This window comes from Achromobacter sp. HZ34, from assembly GCF_002209485.1.
Classification (GTDB): Bacteria; Pseudomonadota; Gammaproteobacteria; order Burkholderiales; family Burkholderiaceae_B; genus Bordetella_C.
Genome location: NZ_NJIX01000003.1, coordinates 283,988 through 304,865, shown reverse-complemented (window position 1 = coordinate 304,865; position 20,878 = coordinate 283,988). Strand labels below are relative to the sequence as shown.

The 20,878-nt window shown below is 66.0% G+C and carries 20 protein-coding genes; 10 read left to right on the top strand and 10 right to left on the bottom strand.

What is annotated here, in order from left to right; all coding sequences use genetic code 11:
• Positions 1–139 precede the first annotated feature (139 nt).
• Complete coding sequence (locus CEY05_RS13540) at positions 140–916, top strand: DeoR/GlpR family DNA-binding transcription regulator (RefSeq protein WP_088598852.1); 777 nt, start codon at positions 140–142, stop codon at positions 914–916.
• Positions 917–986: 70 nt separating this feature from the next.
• On the opposite strand, the gene argC is transcribed toward CEY05_RS13540, so the two are convergent.
• Positions 987–1,919: an N-acetyl-gamma-glutamyl-phosphate reductase gene (argC, locus tag CEY05_RS13535; protein ID WP_088598851.1), complete on the bottom strand. Its 933-nt coding sequence runs from the start codon at positions 1,917–1,919 to the stop codon at positions 987–989.
• Positions 1,920–2,655: 736 nt separating this feature from the next.
• On the opposite strand from argC, the gene CEY05_RS13530 reads away from it, so the two are divergent.
• From CEY05_RS13530 to CEY05_RS13505, 6 genes are all read left to right on the top strand, one after another.
• Positions 2,656–3,309, top strand: a complete 654-nt coding sequence (locus tag CEY05_RS13530; protein ID WP_088598850.1) for a CDP-alcohol phosphatidyltransferase family protein — start codon at positions 2,656–2,658, stop codon at positions 3,307–3,309.
• Positions 3,310–3,382: 73 nt separating this feature from the next.
• The gene (locus CEY05_RS13525; RefSeq protein WP_088598849.1) at positions 3,383–4,348 is read left to right on the top strand and encodes a phosphatidate cytidylyltransferase; all 966 of its coding nucleotides are present in this window, start codon (positions 3,383–3,385) and stop codon (positions 4,346–4,348) included.
• Positions 4,349–4,362: 14 nt separating this feature from the next.
• Positions 4,363–5,136: a 1-acyl-sn-glycerol-3-phosphate acyltransferase gene (locus tag CEY05_RS13520; protein ID WP_088598848.1), complete on the top strand. Its 774-nt coding sequence runs from the start codon at positions 4,363–4,365 to the stop codon at positions 5,134–5,136.
• Positions 5,133–6,983, top strand: a complete 1,851-nt coding sequence (locus CEY05_RS13515; protein WP_088598847.1) for a bifunctional alpha/beta hydrolase/class I SAM-dependent methyltransferase — start codon at positions 5,133–5,135, stop codon at positions 6,981–6,983. Before CEY05_RS13520 ends, CEY05_RS13515 begins: the two co-directional genes overlap by 4 nt.
• Positions 6,970–8,535 (top strand): phosphatase PAP2/dual specificity phosphatase family protein, encoded by a 1,566-nt coding sequence (locus tag CEY05_RS13510; protein WP_198952778.1) that lies wholly within the window; start codon positions 6,970–6,972, stop codon positions 8,533–8,535. The genes CEY05_RS13515 and CEY05_RS13510 overlap by 14 nt, the downstream gene beginning before the upstream one ends.
• Complete coding sequence (locus tag CEY05_RS13505) at positions 8,532–9,044, top strand: hypothetical protein (protein WP_088598845.1); 513 nt, start codon at positions 8,532–8,534, stop codon at positions 9,042–9,044. The genes CEY05_RS13510 and CEY05_RS13505 overlap by 4 nt, the downstream gene beginning before the upstream one ends.
• 342 nt (positions 9,045–9,386) lie before the next feature.
• On the opposite strand, the gene CEY05_RS13495 is transcribed toward CEY05_RS13505, so the two are convergent.
• Positions 9,387–9,818 carry a hypothetical protein gene (locus CEY05_RS13495; protein ID WP_088598843.1) on the bottom strand — a complete coding sequence of 144 codons (432 nt, stop codon included), beginning with the start codon at positions 9,816–9,818 and terminating at the stop codon, positions 9,387–9,389.
• Positions 9,819–10,045: 227 nt separating this feature from the next.
• On the opposite strand from CEY05_RS13495, the gene CEY05_RS13490 reads away from it, so the two are divergent.
• Entirely contained in the window at positions 10,046–10,783 is a 738-nt protein-coding gene (locus CEY05_RS13490) for an IclR family transcriptional regulator (RefSeq protein ID WP_088598842.1), read from the top strand.
• A gap of 87 nt (positions 10,784–10,870) precedes the next feature.
• On the opposite strand, the gene CEY05_RS13485 is transcribed toward CEY05_RS13490, so the two are convergent.
• The 8 genes from CEY05_RS13485 to CEY05_RS13455 form a co-directional block, all read right to left on the bottom strand.
• Positions 10,871–12,181, bottom strand: a complete 1,311-nt coding sequence (locus CEY05_RS13485; RefSeq protein ID WP_088598841.1) for a CaiB/BaiF CoA-transferase family protein — start codon at positions 12,179–12,181, stop codon at positions 10,871–10,873.
• Complete coding sequence (locus CEY05_RS13480) at positions 12,178–13,155, bottom strand: tripartite tricarboxylate transporter substrate binding protein (RefSeq protein WP_088599211.1); 978 nt, start codon at positions 13,153–13,155, stop codon at positions 12,178–12,180. The genes CEY05_RS13485 and CEY05_RS13480 overlap by 4 nt, the downstream gene beginning before the upstream one ends.
• A 158-nt stretch (positions 13,156–13,313) precedes the next feature.
• Positions 13,314–13,697, bottom strand: a complete 384-nt coding sequence (locus tag CEY05_RS13475) for a cupin domain-containing protein (RefSeq protein ID WP_088598840.1) — start codon at positions 13,695–13,697, stop codon at positions 13,314–13,316.
• Positions 13,698–14,029: 332 nt separating this feature from the next.
• Positions 14,030–14,494 carry an adenosylmethionine decarboxylase gene (gene speD, locus CEY05_RS13470; RefSeq protein ID WP_088598839.1) on the bottom strand — a complete coding sequence of 155 codons (465 nt, stop codon included), beginning with the start codon at positions 14,492–14,494 and terminating at the stop codon, positions 14,030–14,032.
• Positions 14,491–14,649: a hypothetical protein gene (locus CEY05_RS31435; protein WP_198952777.1), complete on the bottom strand. Its 159-nt coding sequence runs from the start codon at positions 14,647–14,649 to the stop codon at positions 14,491–14,493. The genes speD and CEY05_RS31435 overlap by 4 nt, the downstream gene beginning before the upstream one ends.
• 3 nt (positions 14,650–14,652) lie before the next feature.
• Positions 14,653–16,116 carry a DUF4178 domain-containing protein gene (locus CEY05_RS13465; RefSeq protein ID WP_088598838.1) on the bottom strand — a complete coding sequence of 488 codons (1,464 nt, stop codon included), beginning with the start codon at positions 16,114–16,116 and terminating at the stop codon, positions 14,653–14,655.
• Positions 16,117–16,125: 9 nt separating this feature from the next.
• A complete protein-coding gene (locus tag CEY05_RS13460; protein WP_088598837.1) occupies positions 16,126–17,193 on the bottom strand; it encodes an SPFH domain-containing protein in 1,068 nt (355 codons plus the stop codon).
• A gap of 34 nt (positions 17,194–17,227) precedes the next feature.
• Positions 17,228–17,620: a DUF350 domain-containing protein gene (locus CEY05_RS13455; RefSeq protein WP_233161510.1), complete on the bottom strand. Its 393-nt coding sequence runs from the start codon at positions 17,618–17,620 to the stop codon at positions 17,228–17,230.
• An 84-nt stretch (positions 17,621–17,704) separates the two neighbouring features.
• On the opposite strand from CEY05_RS13455, the gene CEY05_RS13450 reads away from it, so the two are divergent.
• A complete protein-coding gene (locus CEY05_RS13450) occupies positions 17,705–19,216 on the top strand; it encodes a polyamine aminopropyltransferase (RefSeq protein WP_088598836.1) in 1,512 nt (503 codons plus the stop codon).
• Positions 19,216–20,862, top strand: a complete 1,647-nt coding sequence (locus CEY05_RS13445; protein ID WP_088598835.1) for an FAD-dependent oxidoreductase — start codon at positions 19,216–19,218, stop codon at positions 20,860–20,862. The genes CEY05_RS13450 and CEY05_RS13445 overlap by 1 nt, the downstream gene beginning before the upstream one ends.
• Positions 20,863–20,878 lie beyond the last annotated feature (16 nt).

Here is a 20,878-nt window from a genome sequence, read left to right as displayed (position 1 = left end):
GTGCGTAAATGCCGTAGCGACACGGCGTTCAGTTCAAGTATAAGGAGGGGGCTCACCCCCGCCTCGATCCGCGGGCTGCCTTTTGCTGCTTAGATATCCGAATTTCCATCACCAGGTTTTCAGCATTCTCTCAGGCCCCATGCTCCAAGAAGAACGCGTTCTGCGCATCAAATCCCTGCTCGATGAATACGCGCGCATGAGTACCGACCAGTTGGCCCAGGCCCTGGCGGTATCGCGCGAGACGGTGCGGCGCGACATCCTGGAGTTGGAAGCGCAAGGACTGTTGCGGCGCGTGCATGGGGGCGTGGTGGCCACTGCCGCGCGCCTGGAACCGCCGTTCGTCGAGCGCCAGCGCCTGCATGCGCGGGAGAAGCGCGCCATCGCCCAGGCGGTGCTGCCTTTGCTGGCGCCGGGACAGACGCTGTTCCTGGATGCCGGCAGCACCACCGGCATGTTGGCCGAGGTGTTGCCGTCGGTGCCGGACCTGACTGTCATTACCAATTCCGTGCTGATCGCCATGAAGCTGGCGTCCGCGGCCCCGCCCGGACGGGGCGCGTGCTCGGTGATCCTGCTGGGTGGCCGTCCTTATGCCGACGTGCAGGCCACCTATGGCGCCGCCACCGTCAACGAGATCGCCCGCTATCATGCGGATATCGCCGTGCTGTCGCCGGTGGGCTTGACCGCTGAACAGGGGGCGACCAACTACGAGCACCATGAGGCCGCCGTGGCCGAGGCCATGGTGCGGCAGTCCAAGCGTCTTTATGTGCTGGCCGACTACAGCAAGGTGGGGGTGACCAGCCGCGTCACTTATGCACCGGCCGAAAATATCGATGTGGTGTTCAGCAACCGCAAGAATGTCGATGAACGGGAGTGGCGCCAGCTGCGCAAGGCGGGCGCGAAGCTGGTGCTGGCCTGAGCGGCCGGGGTCCCACGCAAAAGAAAAGCCGCCGTGCGCAAGCAGGCGGCTTCTTTTTTCGTGGCGCCGTTCAGCCTTTGAGCATCAGGTCCATGTTCTGCACGGCTGCGCCGGACGCACCCTTGCCCAGGTTGTCGAGCAGGGCCACCAGGTTGACCTGGTCCTGGCCGGGCGTGCCGAACACGAACAGCTTCATGGTGTCCTTGCCGGCCAGTTCCACGGCGCTGACGCGATCCAGCTTCTGGCTTTCCGCCAGGGGCACCACGGTGACGATGTCCTGGCCGGCATAGTGCGCGGTCAGGCAGGCATGGATGCTTTCCAGCGTCGCGCCGGGCGCCAGTTGGTCCAGCACCAGGGGCACCTGCACGATCATGCCCTGGGGAAACTTGCCGACCGAGGGCGCGAAGATGGGCAGGCGCGGCAGCAGGCCGTGGATCTTCATCTCCGGCGCGTGCTTGTGCTTGAGCGGCAGGCCGTAGAGGAAGTGCGGCGAGTCGATGGCGTCCGGATGGGTGGGATCTTCCATTTGCGCGATCATCTGCTTGCCGCCGCCGGTGTAGCCCGACACGGCATTGACCGTGACCGGATAGGCATCGGGGATGATGCCGGCCACGCGCAGCGGGCGGATCAGGCTGATGGCGCCGGTGGGGTAGCAGCCGGGGTTGGCGACGTAGCGGGCCGCGGCGATCTTGGCGCCCTGGCCTTTTTCCAGTTCAGCGAAGCCGTAGGCCCAGGCGGGGTCGACGCGATAGGCCGTGGACGTGTCGATGATGCGGACGGTCTTGTTGTCGGCCAGCATGGCGACGGCTTCGCGCGAGGCAGCGTCGGGCAGGCACAGGATGGCGATGTCGGCGCTGTTCAGCAGGTCCTCGCGCATGGCGGGGTTGCGGCGTTCGGCTTCCGGGATGGACAAAAGCTCCACGTCACGGCGGCCGGCCATGCGGGTGCGGATCTGCAGTCCCGTGGTGCCGTGTTCGCCATCGATGAAGATCTTCGGTGCCATATCGCTACGCTCTCTTAAGGTGAGGGGGTGAAAAAGTGTGGAATCTGTATTTATAACGTCTTCAGGTGACTGGTGTGGGGGATGGGGGCGTGCGGGGGCGATTTTTTATTCACGGGGCGTGATTCGTCGCAATTTGCAGACAAGGAGGATTGGTTTTTTTGGGGGCTCCGCCCCCAAGGCCCCCCTGCGGTGGCTTGGAGTAGCGCAATTCGCCGGCAGGGGGGATAAGTTCTCTCTTGGGGGCTCCGCCCCCAAAAGCCCCACGGCTGTCAGCCCTGAATGCCGCGATTAGAGGCGGCTCTCCACCGTCGCCCTGCCTGCCGCAACGGGCGGCGTTGGTGGCAGGGCCCCTAAACAAAAATGTCATCTCTCTGCACGGACCCGGCGCCGCGCTTGTCGCAGCGGGGGCGTTGGGGGCGGAGCCCCTGAACAAAAACCTTATCTTTCTGCATGAACCCGGCGCCGCGCTTGTCGCAGCGGGGGCGTTGGGGGCGGAGCCCCTGAACAAAACCTTATCTCTCTGCATGAACCCGGCGCCGCGTTTGTCGCGGTGGGGGACGTTGGGGGCGGAGCCCCCAAACAAAAAACTTTCCCTCTCTGCCAGAACTCGGCCTTCCCCGGAGCACTCTCTCGTTAAATTACTTACATATTTCTGGTCACGCGTGCGTTCTTTATAGGGACGCATGGATGGTAGCGGGATAGAATCGCCGCATTCCAGCACGCTCCGGGGGGAGGGATGGCCAGCATCTACGATCTGAAGCCCAAGTTCCAGCAACTGCTGGACTGGCCCACGCGCAAACTGTATGGCGCCGGCGTAACGGCGAACCAGGTCACGCTGGCCGCAGCGGTGATCTCCGTAGCGCTGGGAGCCGCCCTGGCCCTGCTGCTGGCCCGTCAGGCCAGCGGCGGCGCACCCGTGGGCCTGCTCTGGCTGGCCCTGCCCGTGTACCTGTTCATACGCATGGCCCTGAATGCCATCGACGGCATGCTGGCGCGCCGGTACCACATGCAAAGCCCCCTGGGCGCCTTGCTGAACGAGGCCGGCGACGTCGTCTCCGACGCCGCCCTCTACCTGCCCTTCGCCCTGCTGCCCGGCATTGCCGGCGGCTGGGTGGTGACCCTGGTCCTGCTGGCCGCGCTCAGCGAAATGGTCGGCGTCCTGGGCCAGACCGTAGGCGGCGGCCGCCGCTACGACGGCCCCCTGGGCAAGAGCGATCGCGCCTTCCTGTTCGGTCTCATCGGCCTGCTGCTGGGATTGGGCGTGCCTTACCTGGCCTGGTTCACGCCGGTCATGGCCCTGGCCAACGCGCTGCTGGTACTGACCATCTGGAACCGCGGCCGCCAGGCGCTGCGAACCGCCCGCGCCGCCCAAGCCGAGGCCCAGCCATGAAGACGCCTCGCGTCCGCATCGACGCCGGCCCTGCCGCGTATCCCGCCCACGCCGCCCAGACGAAGGCCCAACCATGAACGCCTGGTTCCCCGCCACCTTTTTCCCCGCATCCCAACTGCCGCTCTATTACGCCTTCGGCGGCGTACTGGTCCTGCTGATCATCGCCAGTGTGGTCTCGCTGGCATTGAAGCGCGCCCGGCCCGCGAAGAACTACACGGAACTGCGCCAGCGCGTGCGCACATGGTGGTGGATCGCGGCCATCTTCGGCGTGGCGCTATGCCTGCATCCCAAAGGCGCCATCATCCTCATGGCCCTGGTCAGCTTCCTGGCATTCAAGGAATACCTGTCGCTGCTGCCCACGCGCCGTGCCGACCACGTCGTGCTGCTGTGGGCCTACCTGGCCATCCCCCTGCAATATTGGTGGATCTGGCAGAACTGGTACGGCATGTTCATCATCTTCATCCCGGTCTACCTGTTCCTGTTCCTGCCCATGCGCATGGTGATGGTCGGCGATACGCGCGGCTTCCTGCAGTCTGCCGGAACGCTGCATTGGGGCATGATGACCACGGTGTTCAGCCTCAGCCATATCGCTTTCCTGGTCAATCTGCCCGACCTGCACGGCCCGCGCCCGCTCACCGGCGGCATGTATGTGTTCTATCTGTTGCTGCTGACGCAACTGAATGACGTAGCGCAGTACATCTGGGGCAAGTGCATCGGCCGCCACAAGGTGATTCCCAAGGTCAGCCCCAACAAGACGGTGGAGGGCCTGGTGGGCGGCGTATTGACCACCACGCTGCTGGCCTGGCTGCTGGCGCCTTGGTTCACGCCTTTCACCACGCTGGAGTCGGTGCTGGTGGGCCTGTTGATCGGCGTGGCGGGCTTCATCGGCGACGTGGTGATGTCGGCGGTCAAGCGCGACATCGGCGTGAAGGACGCCAGCAGCATGCTGCCGGGACATGGCGGCATACTCGATCGCCTCGATTCGCTGACCTATACCGCGCCGCTGTTCTTCCACGTGCTGTACTTCCTGCACTACTGAAACGGACCGGGACGATGACGCGCTGGCAACGATTCCTGCGCATGGCCTTCGCTGCCCTGGTGGCGCGCCCCGTCGTGCGCCTGTGGCTGGGCGTGAATGTGCGCCACCAGGAACGCCTGCCCTTGCGCGGCCCCGCCATCGTGGCGGCCAATCACAACAGCCACCTGGACATCTGCACGCTGCTGTCGCTGTTCCCGCTGGCGCGCGTGCCGGACGTGCAGCCGGCGGCGGCGGCGGACTATTTCATGAAGGGCGGCCCGCTGACCTGGATCGCGCGCAATCTGGTGGGCATCGTGCCTGTCGTGCGAGGCGGCGGGCGGGCGGGATCAGCCAAGGCCAAGGCCGGGGCCGCTGCTGGCAACGGCAACGGCAACGGCAATGGCAGCGCAGCCGGCAATGGCGAACGCCGCGATCCGCTGGAGGGCTGCTACCAGGCGCTGGAGCGTGGCGGCATCCTGGTGATCTTCCCCGAAGGCACGCGCGGCGAGCCTGAACAGATGCAGGCCTTGAAGTCCGGCATCGCCCACCTGGCGCGACGCTTTCCGGACGCGCCGGTGATACCCCTATATATGCATGGCCTGGGCAAGTCCATGCCCAAGGGCAGCTTCGTTCCCCTGCCGGTTTTCGTCGATATCTTTGTCGGCCGTCCGCTGTCCTGGCGCGCCAACGCGCTGGACGACAAGACCGTGTTCATGCAGACACTTACCGACCGTTTCGCCAGCCTCAGGCTCAAAGCCCGTCCCACGCGCGATGACGCGCATGATGACGTCGACCAGGAGAATGCATGACCGCTCGCGCCCTTACCGAACATAGTTTCGCCAGCCATGACGGCGTGGCCTTGTTCTATCGCCACTGGGCGCCTGCCCCTTCCACTGCCGCTTCGGCCCCTGCGACTGCCGCGTTGGCTCCAGCCCCGGCTGCGGTAATACCGTCCACCAGCCCTGCGCGGCCGCGCGCGGTAGTGCTGTTCCATCGGGGCCATGAACACGGCGGCCGCATGATGCACGTGGCCGATGAGCTGGACCTGCCGGATCACCATGTCTTCGCCTGGGATGCGCGCGGGCTGGGACGTTCGCCCGGCGAACGGGGCTACGCGGAAAACTTCGGCGTGCTGGTACAGGACGTCGATGCCTTCATCCGCCATATTTCGCAGGACTACGGCATCGCGGTGGAAGACATCGCCGTGGTGGCGCAGAGCGTCGGCGCGGTGGTGGTGGCCACCTGGGTGCACGATTACGCGCCGGCCATCCGCTGCATGGTGCTGGCCTCGCCCGCCTTCGACGTCAAGCTGTACGTGCCGCTGGCGCGGCCCGGGCTGGCCTTGATGCAGAAGGTGAGGGGCAAGTTCTACGTCAATTCCTACGTCAAGGCGCGCTACCTGACGCATGACCCGGAACGCATCACGTCCTTCATGGCCGATCCGCTGATCACGCGGCCGATCGCCGTCAATATCCTGCTGGGGCTTTACGAGGCAGCGGATCGGGTCGTGGCCGACGCCGCGGCCATCCACACGCCCACGCAATTGCTGATTTCCGGCGCGGACTGGGTGGTGCGGCACAAGCCGCAATTCGACTTCCTGGAACGCTTGTCCGCGCCCATCAAGGAGTCGCAGGTCTTCCCCGGCTTCTTTCACGACACGCTGGGCGAGCAGGACCGCCACCTGCCCATCGCCGCCGCGCGCAGCTTCATCCTGCGTTGCGAAGCGGCGGAGCCGGCTTTGCGCATGGCCCAGCCCGCTTTGCTGGCAGCCGACCAGGAAGGGCCGACGCGGCGCGAGTTCGATGCCTTGCAGTTGCCGCCGGACAGCCTGGCGGCGCGCGCATGGTGGGCCGTGGGCCGCCTGGGTATCCAGGCCGGTGCCATGATGTCCGCCGGCATGCGGCTGGGCGTGGACACGGGATTCGATTCAGGATCCACGCTGGACTATGTCTATCGCGATCAACCGACTGGCCGCGGACCGCTGGCCTGGCTGGGCCGTTACGCCGACAAGGCCTATCTGGACAGCATAGGGTGGCGCGGCATCCGCGTGCGCAAGGCCAATCTGCTGGCCTTGATCAATCGCGCGGTGGATCGTCTGGTAGCGGCGGGTAAGCCGGTGCGCGTGGTGGATATCGCCGCGGGGCATGGCCGGTATGTGCTGGAGGCCCTGGCGGCGCGCAAGGCCGAGGTGCAGCGGATTCTGCTGCGTGACTACAGTCCCTTGAATGTGGAAGGCGGCGGGCGCCTGATCCAGGCGCTGGGGTTGGCGGACATCGCCAGTTTCGAACGGGGCGACGCCTTCGACCGGGCCGGCCTGGCCGCGCTGGATCCGGCGCCCACGCTGGCGGTGGTGTCCGGCCTGTATGAACTGTTTCCGCGCAATGACGGCATCCAGGCCTCATTGTCCGGCCTGGCCGGCGCGATGGCGGCGGGCTCGGTGCTGCTCTATACCAATCAACCCTGGCATCCGCAGCTGGAAATGATTGCCCGCACGCTGACCAGCCATCGGGCCGACATGCCCTGGGTGATGCGCCGGCGCACGCAGGCAGAGATGGATGCCCTGGTCGCCGCGGCGGGATTCCGCAAGGTCGAGCAGTTGACCGACCAATGGGGGATTTTCACGGTATCCCTGGCGGTGCGGGATGACGCCGCCTGACACGGAGCGGGCGGCAGCGCGCGGCGGGCCGGACGACGCTGGGTCGATCCCCGGCGCGGGGATGCCCACGGGACGCTTGCCGGTCGATGACCACCGGCCGACGCTGCAGGCCGCGCTGTGGCTGGTTTTCCTGGGACCGTTCTTCTTTCTCAGCTACGGCTACGCCAACCATTACAGCAGCGGGCTGCCGCTGGTGGGCAGCTTCGTCTATGGCTGGGAACAGGATCTGCCGTTCTGGCCGTGGACCATCCTGCCATACATGTCGATCGACGTGTTTTATGCGATCTCGCTGTTCGTCTGCGGCAGCCGCGCGGAGTTGCGCACGCATGCCGGACGGCTGCTGGCGGCGACCCTGGTGTCGGTCGCCTTCTTCCTGCTGTTTCCCCTGCGCTTCTCCTTTCCGCGCCCGCCCACGAGCGGGTTCAACGGCTGGCTGTTCGATCTGCTGACGGGCTTCGACCTGCCTTTCAACCAGGCGCCATCGTTGCACATCAGCCTGTTGATGATCTTGTGGACCTGCTATGCGCGGCATGTGCGGGGCGTGGGGCGGTGGTTGCTGCACGGCTGGTTCGCCCTGATCGGCATTTCCGTTCTGACCACCTATCAGCATCATTTCATCGACGTATGGACGGGGGCGGCGGTGGGCGTCCTGTGCCTGTACCTGCTGCCAGGCGCGCCATGGACGCTGCGTTTCGGAGGCAGGAACGCGGGCGCTGCGCCTGTCGATGGGGCGGATCATGCGGTGGGTGTGCAGCAAGGCGCCTTGGCCGACGATGACCTCGTTCGGCGCCGAAAACTGGCGCGGCGTTATGCGCAGGCCTGCGCGGTCTTTCTGCTGCTGGCGGTGGCGGCGGCCCGGGCGGACGCGGTGACCGCTACATTGCTGCTGTGCTGGCCGGCTTTCGCGCTGGCGATGGTGGCGCTGGCCTATGACGGCCAGGGCGAGCGGATTTTCCAAAAGCAGCACGGCCGCATGCGCTGGCCGGCGCGCTGGGCCCTGGCGCCTTATCTGCTGGCGGCGTGGGTTTCTTCGCGGCTTTACACCTTGCGCGTGGCGCCCTATGTCGAGGTCTATCCCGGCGTATGGCTGGGCCGCGCGCCGTCCACGCGCGACCTGCGCCGAGGGGGCTTCACGGCCGTGGTCGACCTGGCGGCGGAGTTTCCCGCCCGGCGCGCGGCCCTGCGTCTGGATTACACGCAAGTGTCGATGCTGGACCTGGTGCTGCCTACGCAAGCCCAATTGACGGCCGCCGCCAATGCCATCGCCGCGGCCCGCGCGCCTGCCGCGGGTTCGAGCGTCGAGGGTGCGGAGAAGGGCGCGGAAAAGGAAGGCGCGGACATCGACAGAAGCACAGGGGAGCCGAATCGCCTTCTCGTGCATTGCGCGCTAGGATATTCGCGTAGCGCGCTGGCTATCGCGGCGTGGCGTGCCTTGCAGGGTGACGACCCCGAGTGGGTCATCGAACATCTGCGCGCCCATCGAGCGATCGTCATCAGCCCGGCGGCGCGGCAGGCCTTGCGGATGATCGCCGGAAAAGGACCATCGGAATGACCTCCGCCACGAAGCTTCCCGACGACGATGCCTTGCGTCACCCGGATACCGGGCATGTCCTGCTGGCCGTCCTCGCGCAAGGCCGGCACGCCGCCCGGCTATCGCTGCTCCTGGCCATCGCGGCCGTCGCATTCTTGGGACTATCTGTCATACGCCAACTAGGCGCGGCAGAGTCGATGGCGCCATGGACGGCCGCATGGCGCAATCTGCCGGCGGCAGCACTATGGCTGAGCCTGCTGGTGGGTATGGTGCAGCGGTATTACGCCTTGCGGGTGCGGCTGGATGCCCGCTTGTTCGGGCAGATCTACACGCACCCGGCCGTCACCGACCAGGATCTGCAAAGGATGGACGAAGGCCTGGCGTTGCTCGGCGTACCCCAAGGCGCAACACCCCGTGGCCTGCGTTCCCGCTGGACGGGCGCCTTGCGCCTGTTGCGGTGGCAGATGGCTTGCTGCGTGGCGCAGGCAGCCTGCGTCCTGGCAGCGGGCGCCCTGGTGTGGCTGCATTGATTGGCGTCACCAGGGGGCTGAGCTAAGCGGCCGCACACTAGGCGGCCGCACATCAAGCGACCATACACTCAGCGACCACACAGCGATCGACCACACCAAGCAGCCGCAATGAACGGCGGTACCGGCCCTGCGCGCTATTGCGGCTATTGCGCCCAGCCAAGCGTGCTCTGGCGCCTGCGGGCCACGAACCTGACGCTCAGACGCGAGGTGCCGTGGCTACGGACGGACCCAGGTTCCGCCGCATCGCGGCTTTCAACCATGGCGCCGCTGGCCTCGGTCTCCCGCGCACAAGCCTCCCGCACAGCCGTGCGGGGGACCTCGGCGCCTTCGACTTCGATTCCCTCAACGTTCGCGCCAGCCATTGGCTCCTCCTTCCCGGTGGTCATGCTGCGACCCGGTCGCCGTGCCCATGTTCAACAGCGGCGGTTGCGCTTCGCGCGCCCGCAGGCTGGCTTGGCGCAGCATGACGGGAGGGCTGTAGGGCGGACGCACATCCATGATGCGCGGCGGCGTGATCGTGCCTTGGTAAGTCTTACCCGTGCCATGCGCACCCGCGGCCGGCTTGGCCTGGGTGCCGGCGGCACGTGGACGCTGGGGCGCCGATGCAGCACCCAGCGCTTCATTGCCGTTCTCGTCGTCGCCGATGCGATGCACCAGCACTGTAGTGGCGCGCGCCAGACGGGCGTGGGTTTCGAGCAGGTCCGCGCCCGCCGTGGCGAGAGCGTGCTCCAGGGGAGGGCGATGCCCGTGACCGTGAATTGCCTTGTCCATCATGATGCGCTCCTTGGATGGGGAGAAGGTTGATTGCGGGCGACCCTACGCAAGATGCGTTCCTCGCGTGGTTCCCTGCGATGCCGTGGCGCATCATGCGGTGCCCGGCGCGCCAGCGGAAGCGTGCGGATGAGGTAGAAAGGCTCCACCGGAATACGTAAAACCCCCGGCCTGCCAGCGATTCGTAAGGGATGGCATTACAATCCGCAGACCTTTCCACGGGCCCCAGCATGAGCGTAAAGACCGCGTTACGAGTCATAGAAATCATCGAGGTCTTCGCCCGCGAGAAGCGGCCCTTGTCGCTGTCCGAGCTGGCACGCCTGCTGGATGTGCCGGTGTCCAGCTGCCTGGCGCTGATCCGCACGCTCAACGAACTGGGCTATCTCTATGAAGTGGGGCGGCGCAACGGCTATTACCCGACCAGCCGCCTGCTGGCCAAGGCGCAACTGATCTCCAAGGCCGACCCCATCCTGGAACGCGTCTATCCCAGCCTGGCCGAATTGCGCGATGCCACCCAGGAAACCGTGGTCTTCGCCAAGTTGTCGACGGATCGCCGTGTCGTCTATCTGGAAGTGCTGGACTCGCCGCACACCATCCGCTACGTCGCGGCGGCGGGGGAATTCCGGCCGGTGCATGCCAATTCGCTGGGCAAGGCGCTGTTGTCGCTGATGTCCGCCGAAGAGCGCCGCGAGCTGCTGACCAAGGCTCCGCTGGAACGCTTCAATGAGCGCACCCTGGTCGATCTGCCGGCCATCGAGGCCGAGCTGGCGCTGTCGCGCGAGCGCGGCTGGTTCCGAAATCTCAGCGAATCGATAGACGAGGTGGGAGCGGTGGCATGGCCGGTGACGCTGGGCGGAGAACGCTACGCGATCTCGGTGGGCGCGCCGGTGTATCGCGTCGAACCCAACCAGGCGGCTTACGCCAGCATCCTGCGCGCCGCCTGCGCCGCGCTGGAGCGGCATGAATAGATGCGGCGCGCCGTCCGGCGCCGCTACGCCGTGCCTGGCTGCCGTTGAACTGACCCAGGGGCAGAGCTAAGGCCCAGGCCTTGGCCTTCAGCCGGGCGTGCCGTCCAGCGTAGCCTGCGTATCCAGCAGGGCCTGGATGGCGGCGTCCGAATAGCCGGCTTCGCGCAGGATCTCCAGGCTTTGTTCGCCCAGCCGCGGCGCATGGCGGCGCAGGGACGTCGGCGTGCCCGCATAGCGCCCCAGCGGCGCCGTGGTGCGCAGGCGGCCTTCGGTCGGATGATCCACGTGGCGCACGAAATCCACCGCCTTCAGGTGCGGATCGTCGATCATGTCTTCGATCGTGTACAGCCTGGACGCCGGGATGTCGGCTTCGGCGAACAGGCGCAGCCATTGTTCCGTATCGCGCTGCTCGATGATGCCGGCCAGCCAGGCATACACCTCGCTGATGTGCGCGGCGCGCGCGCCGTGCGTGGCGAAGCGCGGATCCTGCTTCATCTCCGGCCGCCCCACGGCGTCGAAGAAATTGCGCCAGTGCTTGTCGTTGTAGACCAGCAGGCAGATATGGCCGTCCTTGGTGGCGTAGGGTTTGCGATGCGGCGCCAGCAGGCGCGCATAGCCGGTCTCGCCCATGGGCGGATCGAAGGTCCAGCCGCCCAGGTGATCGCCCAGGGTCATGTGGGCCATGCCCTCGAACATGGGGATTTCCAGGCTTTGGCCACGGCCATGCGCGCGGGCATGCAGCACGCCGGCCAGCAGGGCGATCGCCATCTGCAGGCCGACGGCACGGTCGGCCAGGGTGATGGGCGCATAGCGCGGGTCGCCCCCGCTCTGGCGCCGATTCAGGTCGGCGATGCCCGCCTGGCCCTGGATCAAGTCGTCATAAGCGGGCCGGCCGGCGTAGGGGCCGGCTTCGCTGAAGCCATAGGCGCCCGCGTACACGATGCGGGGATTGCGGGCGGCGAAGGCGGCGTAGTCCAGGCCCAGGCGCTGCATGGCCTGGGGCCGGATGTTGTACAGCACGGCATCGCAGCTTTCGGCCAGTTTCAGGCAGGCCTCGCGCGCGCCCGGCTGTTTCAGGTCCAGTACCACCGAACGCTTGTTGCGGTTCAGATGCAGGTACAGGTGTCCCATGCCGGGATTGCGCATGGGACCGACGGCCCGCATATTGTCGCCCGCCGGCGGTTCCACCTTGATCACATCCGCGCCCAGGTCGGCCAGGATCTGGGTGGCGTACGGACCCATGACGACGGCGCTCAGGTCCAGAATGCGCACGCCGTGCAAGGGGCCGGTGACCGCGTCCGGGGCGCCGGCGCCGGCCTGGGGCGCGGTGCCATTCGTTGCGGCGGTGCTTGAAGCGTGTTGCGCGGTGTGCTGCGCGGCGGGTGAAGCTACGGTCATTCCGGTGCGATTCCTGCGTCCTGGATCATCTTGCCCCACAGGTCGCGCTGTTGCGACACGAAGGCGGCGAAGTCCTCGGGCGTGCCGCTGAAGGCGTCGAATCCGAGGTTGGCGAAGCGTTTAAGGGTGGCGGGGTCCTTGACGATCTTGTTCATCGCCGCGTTCAGCTGGTCCACCACGTCCTTGGGCATGCCGGCGGGGCCGAGCAGGCCGTTCCACGAATTGATGTCGAAGTTCTGGATGCCGGAATCCTGCATCGAAGGGATATCGGGCACCACATTGCTGCGGGCCGCCGTCGACACGGCCAGCGCGCGTAGCTTGCCGGCCTGCACGTAGGCCAGGCTGGAGGCGACGTCGGTGAACATCAGGTCGACCTGGCCGCTCATCACGTCGGTCATGGCTTGCGGCGTGCCCTTGTAGGGAACGTGCAGGATCTTGATGCCGGCGCGGTCGGCGAAGGTGGCGCCGGCCACGATGCCGGTGCTGTTGCCGCTGGCGTAGGTCAGCTTGCCGGGATGCTGTTTGGCGTAGGACACCAGGTCTTTCACGGACTTGATCGGCAGCGTGGGATTGACCACCAGGATGAAGGGCAGGTTGCCGCCGCGTGCGATCGGGGTGAAGTCCTTGACCGGATCGTAGGGCACGTTCTTGTTAAGGAAGGGCGCGGCCGAGTGCGAGGTATTGGTGGTGATGAACAGCGTGTAGCCGTCCGGCTTGGCGCGTGCGACGTAGTTGGCGCCGATGGTGGCGTTGCCGCCCGGCTTGTTTTCCACGACGACGGAGCCGCCCAGGATGTCGCCCAGCTGCTGGGCGAAGATGCGGCCCACGGCATCGGTGCCGGAGCCGGCCGGGAAGGGCACGACCACGGTGATGGGATGGTCGGGGTATTTGGCGAACGCGGGGGCCGAGGCCAGGGCGGCGCCGGCGGCCAGGATCGCTACGCTATGGCGCAGCCAGACGCTGGCGCGAGGCATGAAACGCATGATGATTGTCTCCGTGGATGTTTTTATTAGGGGTTGTGGTTTCTTGGGCTGCGGATCCCTGTCTGGACATCTCATGGTCCGGACCGTGGATCCGCCGGGTCCGGCGCGGGCGCAGCCGCGGCGTGGCGAGGGCCATGCCGCAACTGGCGTCAGCGGATGACGCGGTCCGCTCGCTCTTCGTAGGGCGGGGTGTAGATCACCAGCAGCCGGGCGGGCTCGTCGCTGGTGACGGTGAATTTGTGCGGCAGTTCGGGCGGGAAATAACAGCAGTCGCCGGCGACCATGTCCACTGCCTCGCCGTTCATTTCGGCGCGGGCGGTGCCGGAGAGCAGGTAACAGACCTGTTCGATGCCGGGATGGGCATGGGGCAGCGCGCCCTGGTTTTTCTCGATGACGCCCAACAGCACTTCGACGCCCTTGGAGCCGACGGTATCCGGGCCGATCAGCCGCTTGTTGGTCGTGCCCACGTGATTGGCGGGATGGTAGCCGGGGATTTCAGCTTCGCGCACCAGCCAGCTGGGGGTCTTGGACATGCAGGTCTCCTTTCTCATTTGTGAAAATGTTTTTACTACTGGGAAAAGGAGGCGTCAATCGTGGATTGCCCGATTTCGGGCTTTTGCAAGGATGATCGGGCATCGAGCCCCCCGCCCCGCGCTCCGCAGGGGGGCCCTGCAGCCCAGAAAAATAAAGAACCCGCCAGCGGCGGGTTCTTTTTGGGGGTGGCAACTGGCTACGCCAGCGCCAGCGGCGGGGCTCCGGGTGGCGTAGAGCACGGCCCATCACGAGCCCATGCCACAAAGTCCGTGGCAGAGCGGGGCGGGAGGGCCAAGTTGGCGGGGTCCGCCAACCCCGCTCCGGGCCGGGGCTACGCTATGTGGCGCGAAGCGCCGCGGGGGACGGTGTTGATGTCGACCTGTGCAGGAGCCAGGGCGGAACGGACGTGGTCTACGGCCCGTTCCGGGCTGGCATGTCCGCACATGAAGACGTCGAGCGCGGCGTAGCTGTGTTCGGGCCAGGTGTGGATGGTGATGTGCGATTCGCTCAACAGAACCACGCCGGTGACACCCTGGCCGCCACCGAAATGGTGGAAATGCGCGCCCAGTACCTGGGCTCCCGCCCCAAGGGCCGCCGCGGTCAGCAGGTCGCGCAAACCCTCCGGGTCGCGCAGCAACGCAGGATCGACGCCGTGCAGATCCGCCAGCACGTGCCGCCCCAGCGGCGGCACCACATGTCCTGCCGCGTGCGCGACGATCGCTCCGGCGCCCGCCGCCTCGACCGTCGCGGCCGCGGCCGCTTGGGCCGCCTTCGCCGGCGCCCGGGTCGCCTTCATTTATGCGACCCGCTGGACGAATAGCCGGACCGGCCGGACGTCCCGCCACCCCAGCTGCTGGTGCCGCCCGACGAATATTTGCCGATGCTGCTATTCGAGATGGTCACACCGCTGACGACGACGACGGCATAGATGATGTAGAGCACACGCCACATGAATCATTTATCCCGAAGCTTGTTTTGCAGCCAGATCGGCAGCCACAGAAACAGACCGCCGACGATGAGCCCCAGCCACTGGCCGTTCTCCAGTTCGTCGGCATTGAAGAAAAACATCGCCACGCTGGCGAACAGCGCCACACCAGCCAGGCTGTTGCCCTTCGACGCCTTTTCCTTGACCTCGCCCAGCTTGGGCAGGTTGAACCAGCGCCCGACCTGCGCCGGGCCGACCCGTTCGGACACGGACCAGCCCAGCTCCGCATCGGACGTCTCGCGCGTCAGCTTGTTATCGCCCAGCGCGTAGTCGGTGATGTGCGTGACGTCGCCCACCTTCACGCGCCAGTTGAAAGCCCCCAGCGCCAGCTTCACCTTGGAGTCGTAGTCGTACAGCTTGTCGTAGCGCTTGCCGTTGAAGGCGTAGCGCTTGTCGGTCACCTGCGCCGGCCAACGATCGCAGACGCGTACCTTGTCCCAGCCCTCGTCGCTTTCCACCAGCCACAGGAAACCCTTCTTCGGGCTGTACAGCAGGTATTCGATCCAGCGCGACGTTTCTTCGGGATCGGGATCCTCGCACTGCATCAGGCCGATCAGCGTGTACGCCGCATCGTCGATGGTGGCCTTCGCGCCCAGCGACAGCGTGGTGGAGAGGGACGAGACTTTCTTCTGCTTGGCCAGCACCTCGGCCGTCTCGCCAGCGCAATCGATTTCTGATCGGCAGTTGGGGCAGATCACCTGCGTGGCCACCGCCGCGGCAAAGGAAATGGGGGCGCCGCAACTGGGGCAGTCGAGCGCCTTGATCTTGCCGACATAGTTGCCGGCGGTTTCCTCCACCAGATGTTCGGCGCGCAAGGATGCGCGCTGCATGTCGTCCAGCGAATAGGCCTTGCCCTGGTAGACCTGGGGCACGGGCGTATCGGAGTAATCGAGCGTGAGGAATTCGTCGAGCGCGCGGAAGTCCGCGACCACCGCCTCCCAGCCATCCGCACCCACCGCGAAAGGCAGTTCGCCTTGTCCCGACACCGCGCGGCAGCGCCGGATGTCGGCGGCGTAATAGTTCTTGCCGTCCAGGCTGATCGGATCGCCAGGGGACAAGTCATCGAAGGCGGGTAGCGCCGGATCCTTGTCCTTGGGCGCCCGCGTGCGGGTGACGGCGTACTGCCCGGAGGCATCGGACAGCCAGCCGTCGGTGCCGTCCTCGAACCACACATACCATTCGTTCCAGAAGCCGGCGTCGTAGCGCAGTTGCAGGCGCCCGACGACGTCGAAGCGCTTGCCCTCGTACTTGCCGGTGCTGGTGATCTGGATCGGCGAGTAGTCTTCCAGCACCTCGGCCATCTCGCCGATGCGCTTGACCGACTCCGCGTCTTTCAGCAGCGTGCTGCGGCAGGAGCCGCATATCGCCATGACCGAGGCCGCGGACTTGAACTCGACCGGCGCGCCGCACTGGGGACACAGGATACGTTGCATGGGCGCCCGTCAGCCACCCGTGAGCCGCTTCAGGATGTCCGCCTTGGCGGCGTCGTAATCCTGCTGCGTGATGAGATTCTGGTCCAGCATGCCTTTCAACTGCTGCAGTCGCTGCGCGGGATCGGCGCCACCGCCTGCCCCGGCTGAACCCGCGGCAGCGCCAGCACCGGCGGCCGCGGCGTTCTGCGCCGGCTGGCCCTGGCCTTGCCCTTGTCCGGTCAGCGAGCCCAGGCCCGCGGCCATCGTCTGGCCCAGCGCCGCGCCCGCTGCCAGGCCCGCGCCCACGCCGGCGATACCGCCTTCGTTCTGCGCGGCCAGCGGAATGGCGCTGGCGGTCTGGTACTGCGTGTACTTGTTCAGGTCGCCCGTCATGCCGATGGCGATACGGGTGTCCAGCGCCTTCTGCAACTCCTCCGGCAGCGAGACGTTCTCCACCGTGAAGTTGTCCAGCTTGACGCCGTAGCGTTCGAACACAGGCGCGAGCGCGGTGGCGATGCTTTGCGACATCAGCCCCTGGTTGGCGGCCATGTCGATGAAGGGCACCGACGAACTGCCCAGGGTGCTGCTCATGGTGGCGACCACCATATTGCGCAACTGCTCTTCCAGGTCGTCCACCGTGTACGTGTCGCGCGTGCCGCTGATCTCGCGATAGAACAGGCCCGGGTCGGCGATACGGTAGGAATAGATGCCGAAGGCGCGCACCCGCACCATGCCGAATTCACTGTCGCGTATCGTCACCGGCTGCGCGGTGCCCCAACGGCGGCCCAGCTGCAGGCGGGTGCTGAAGAACACCACGTCCGACTTGAAGGGCGACTCGAACAGCTTGTCCCAGTTCTTCAGGTACGTCAGGACCGGCAGCGTCTGCGTGGTCAGCTTGTACATGCCGGGACCGAAGACGTCAGCGACCTTGCCTTCATTGATGAAGACGGCCATCTGCGACTCGCGCACGGTCAGGCTGGCGCCGTACTGGATTTCGAAATCCTGCATGGGATGGCGCCAGGCGAGGACGCCGTCCGTATCCTCGTTCCACTGAAGGATGTCAATGAACTGCTTGCGAATAAATGAACCGAGGCTCATGGCGGCTCCCGAATCGTAAGTGTCTAAGTGATAGTCAGGTCAGGCAAGCGGCGTTGATGATGCCCACCGATAAAGACAGGCCGCCCATCAGCCCGCCCATCGCGACATTATTTTCGGCGATCGCCTGGTTCATGCCGCGGATGACGCGCGCCGCAATGGAATAGGCCACCACCTGGGTGACCATGGCGCCGGCGGCCCAGGCCAGGAACATGCCATAAGTGGCGTGCGTGGCGATGCTGGAATACAGCGTCAGGCTGAAACCGACCAGGGCACCGCAATAGGAGAGGGCGGCGGCGCCGTTGCCGGCGCGGATCAGGGCCATCTCGTCGAAGGCCGTGATGTAGGAATAGATGACGGCAAACAGACCGAGCATCACCAGAGCGGACACCAGGTAGATCAGGTAGGCGTAGGCCGGCATCGTGAGCATGGATGTCTTCTTGGTTGTAAAGAGGGACGGTTCGCGGGGGCGGTTCGATATACTGCCAGCAATTCTCGCCTTCCGGAAGCACCCATGCGTGATCGCGCGCTGATACTTTCTGTATTGATTGTTGCATCATGTGGCTTAGGCTACGAACTTATCGGGAGCGCGCTCGCCAGTTATCTTCTCGGCGATTCGATTCTGCAGTTCTCCACAGTCATCGGTTGTTACTTATTCGCCATGGGCGTGGGGTCCTGGTTCTCCCGCTACGTGGCCGATGACGACGTGCTGGACCGCTTCATCGACGTCGAACTGCTGGTGGGCCTGATCGGCGGTGTCTCGGCCGCCGTGCTGTTCCTGGTTTTCGCATGGGTGGCGGCGCCCTTTCGCGCGGCACTCTATGTTTGCGTGTTTGTGATCGGCCTGCTGGTGGGCATGGAGATACCGCTGGTGATGCGCATCTTCAATCGCCAGCGCACCGAATTCCGCGAACTGGTCAGCAAGGTGCTGGCGTTCGATTACCTGGGCGCGCTGGTGGTGTCGCTGGTGTTCCCGCTGCTGCTGGCGCCTTACCTGGGCCTGCTACGCACCGGTTTCCTGTTCGGCATCCTCAACGCCAGCGTGTCCTTGTGGACCGCGTGGCTGTTTCGTGAGCACCTGGCCCGCGCCAAGGACAAGGTCTGGCGCGCGGCGCTGGTGATGGGCGTGCTGGCGGTGGGCTTCGCGCTGTCGGGGCAGATGACGGGCTGGGCCGAACGGGGCTTGTATGGCGACCAGGTCATCCATGCGGAAACCACGCGCTATCAACGCCTGGTGGTGACACGCTGGCATGACGACCTGCGCCTGCATATCAACGGCAACCTGCAGTTCTCCTCGCGCGACGAGCACCGCTATCACGAAGCCCTGGTCCATCCCGGCCTCGACGCCGTGCCATGGGCCCGCAATGTCCTGGTGCTGGGTGGTGGCGACGGCCTGGCGGTGCGCGAAATCCTCAAGCACAAGAACATCGAGCACATCACCCTGGTCGACCTCGATCCGGAAATGACGCGGCTGTTCTCGACCTCGCAGCCCCTGGTCGAACTGAACCAGGGATCCTTGACGGACAAGCGCGTGACGGTGATCAACGCTGACGCCGGCGCGTGGCTGGAGTCCAACTCCAACGTCTATGACTTCATCGTGGTGGACTTTCCCGATCCCACCAATTTCGGGTTGGGCCGCCTGTATTCCACCCCGATGTTCCGCCTGATGTCGCGCCATCTGTCGGAGAACGGCTATATGGTGGTGCAGTCGACCTCGCCTTACTTCGCGCCGCATTCCTTCTGGAGCATCGATGCCACATTGAAGGAAGCCGGCCTGCATACGTGGCCCTACCACTGCTATGTGCCGTCCTTTGGCGATTGGGGCTTCATCCTGACCAGCAGGCGCGCCGACTACACGGTGCCGGATCGCGTATCCGTGCCCACGCGCTATCTGGACGGGCCCACCATGAAGGAACTGTTCCATTTCCCGGTCGACATGCCGGCGCTGAACATGCCGCCCAACCGGCTCAACGAGCAGTCGCTGGTGCGCTACTTCGACGAAGACTGGCGCAAGGTCCTGCGCTGATGCGGCGCCGTACCTTCCTGCTCGGCTCGGCGGTAGGCGCGGCGGCGCTGGGCACCGCGGCGCGCCTGACGATACGTGAAACCGTGCCGACGGTTGCCTATCCCGGCATGCGCGAGGGGCATGGCCTGCGTGACGGCGCCGCCCTGCCTGCCCCCAGTGGCGAGCAGCGTGCCGCCGTGGCCGTGCTGGGTGCGGGCGTGGCGGGCTTGTCTTGCGCCTGGCAACTGGCGCGGCGCGGGTATCGCGACTTCGTCGTGCTGGCGGGACCGGAGTTCGGCGGCAATTCGTCGGGCGGCGGCGCCGGCGATCTGGCCTATCCGCGCGGCGCGCATTATCTGCCGCTGCCGTCGCGCGCCAGCACGCACGTGCGCGAGATGCTGGCCGAATTCGGCGTGATCCTCGATGGCGCGCAGACCGAGCGTCCGTATATGGATGAAGCCGTCATCGTGCACGGCCTGGACGAAAGACTGCTGCGCGACGGGCACTGGGGCGACTCGTTGGTGCCGCCGGGCGCCACGCCCGCGGAACAGGCGCAGCACGATGCCTTCTTCCGTTACGTCGACGGCCTGCGCGATGCCGTCGGCAAGGATGGCCGCAAGCTCTTTTGCATCCCCATCGCCTTGTCGTCCCAGGACGCCGAATGGCGCGCGCTGGATCGCCTGACCTTCAAGCAGTGGCTGGTGGACAAAGGCTACACGTCGCCCGCGCTGCATTGGTATTTGAACTACTGCTGCCGCGACGACTACGGCGCGCCGCATGACCGCGTGTCGGCCTGGGCCGGGCTGCATTATTTCTGTTCGCGCGACGGCCATGCGAGCAATGCGCCGGATGGCGCCGTGTTGACCTGGCCCAACGGGCTGGCGCGCATGGTGGCGTACCTGCGTGCATCCATCACACGCCATCTGGGCCATGAGGACTGGCTGGTGCCCGGTACGGCGATGCGGGTGGAGGAGCAAGGGCAGGGCGTGGAGGTGCTGGTGGCCGATGGCTTCGAGACGGCGCCGGGGCCGGTGACGCGCACGCTGCGCGCGGACCGCGTGGTCTGCGCGATGCCCTTGTTCGTCGCGGCGCATGTCGTGCGCGGCATGGCAGGCTATGGCTATGACCATGCCGTGCATCAGTCGCCGCACGCGCCGTGGCTGGTGTCGAATTTCACCTTGGAAGGTTTCCCTCCGGAACTGGACGGGGCGCCGCTGGCCTGGGATAACGTGGTCTATAACGGGCCGGGGCTGGACAGGCCGGGACTGGGGTATGTCGTCAGCACCCATCAACTGATCCGCGTGGCGCCGCCGTCGCGCACCGTGTTCACCGCTTATGAGGCGGTCAGCGTGGACAGTCCCGAACAGGCGCGACGTTGGCTGGCCCGCGCCGATGCGCGTGAGTTGCGCGACCACGTGGCGGTGGATCTGCTGACGGCTTATGACGACGCGTTGTGGCGGCACGCCAGCCGGCTGGACATCACCGTGCGTGGGCATGCCATGGCGACACCGGCGCCCGGGTATCTGGGCAATGCCGGCCTGGCCGCCTTGCGCGAGGTCGACGGCCGCGTGCTGTTCGCGCACGCCGACCTGTCGGGCTATTCGGTATTCGAGGAAGCCTCGTGGTGGGGCGTAAGCGCGGCCTCGCGCATCCTTGGCGAGGCCTAGGGTTTGATCCGTGGCG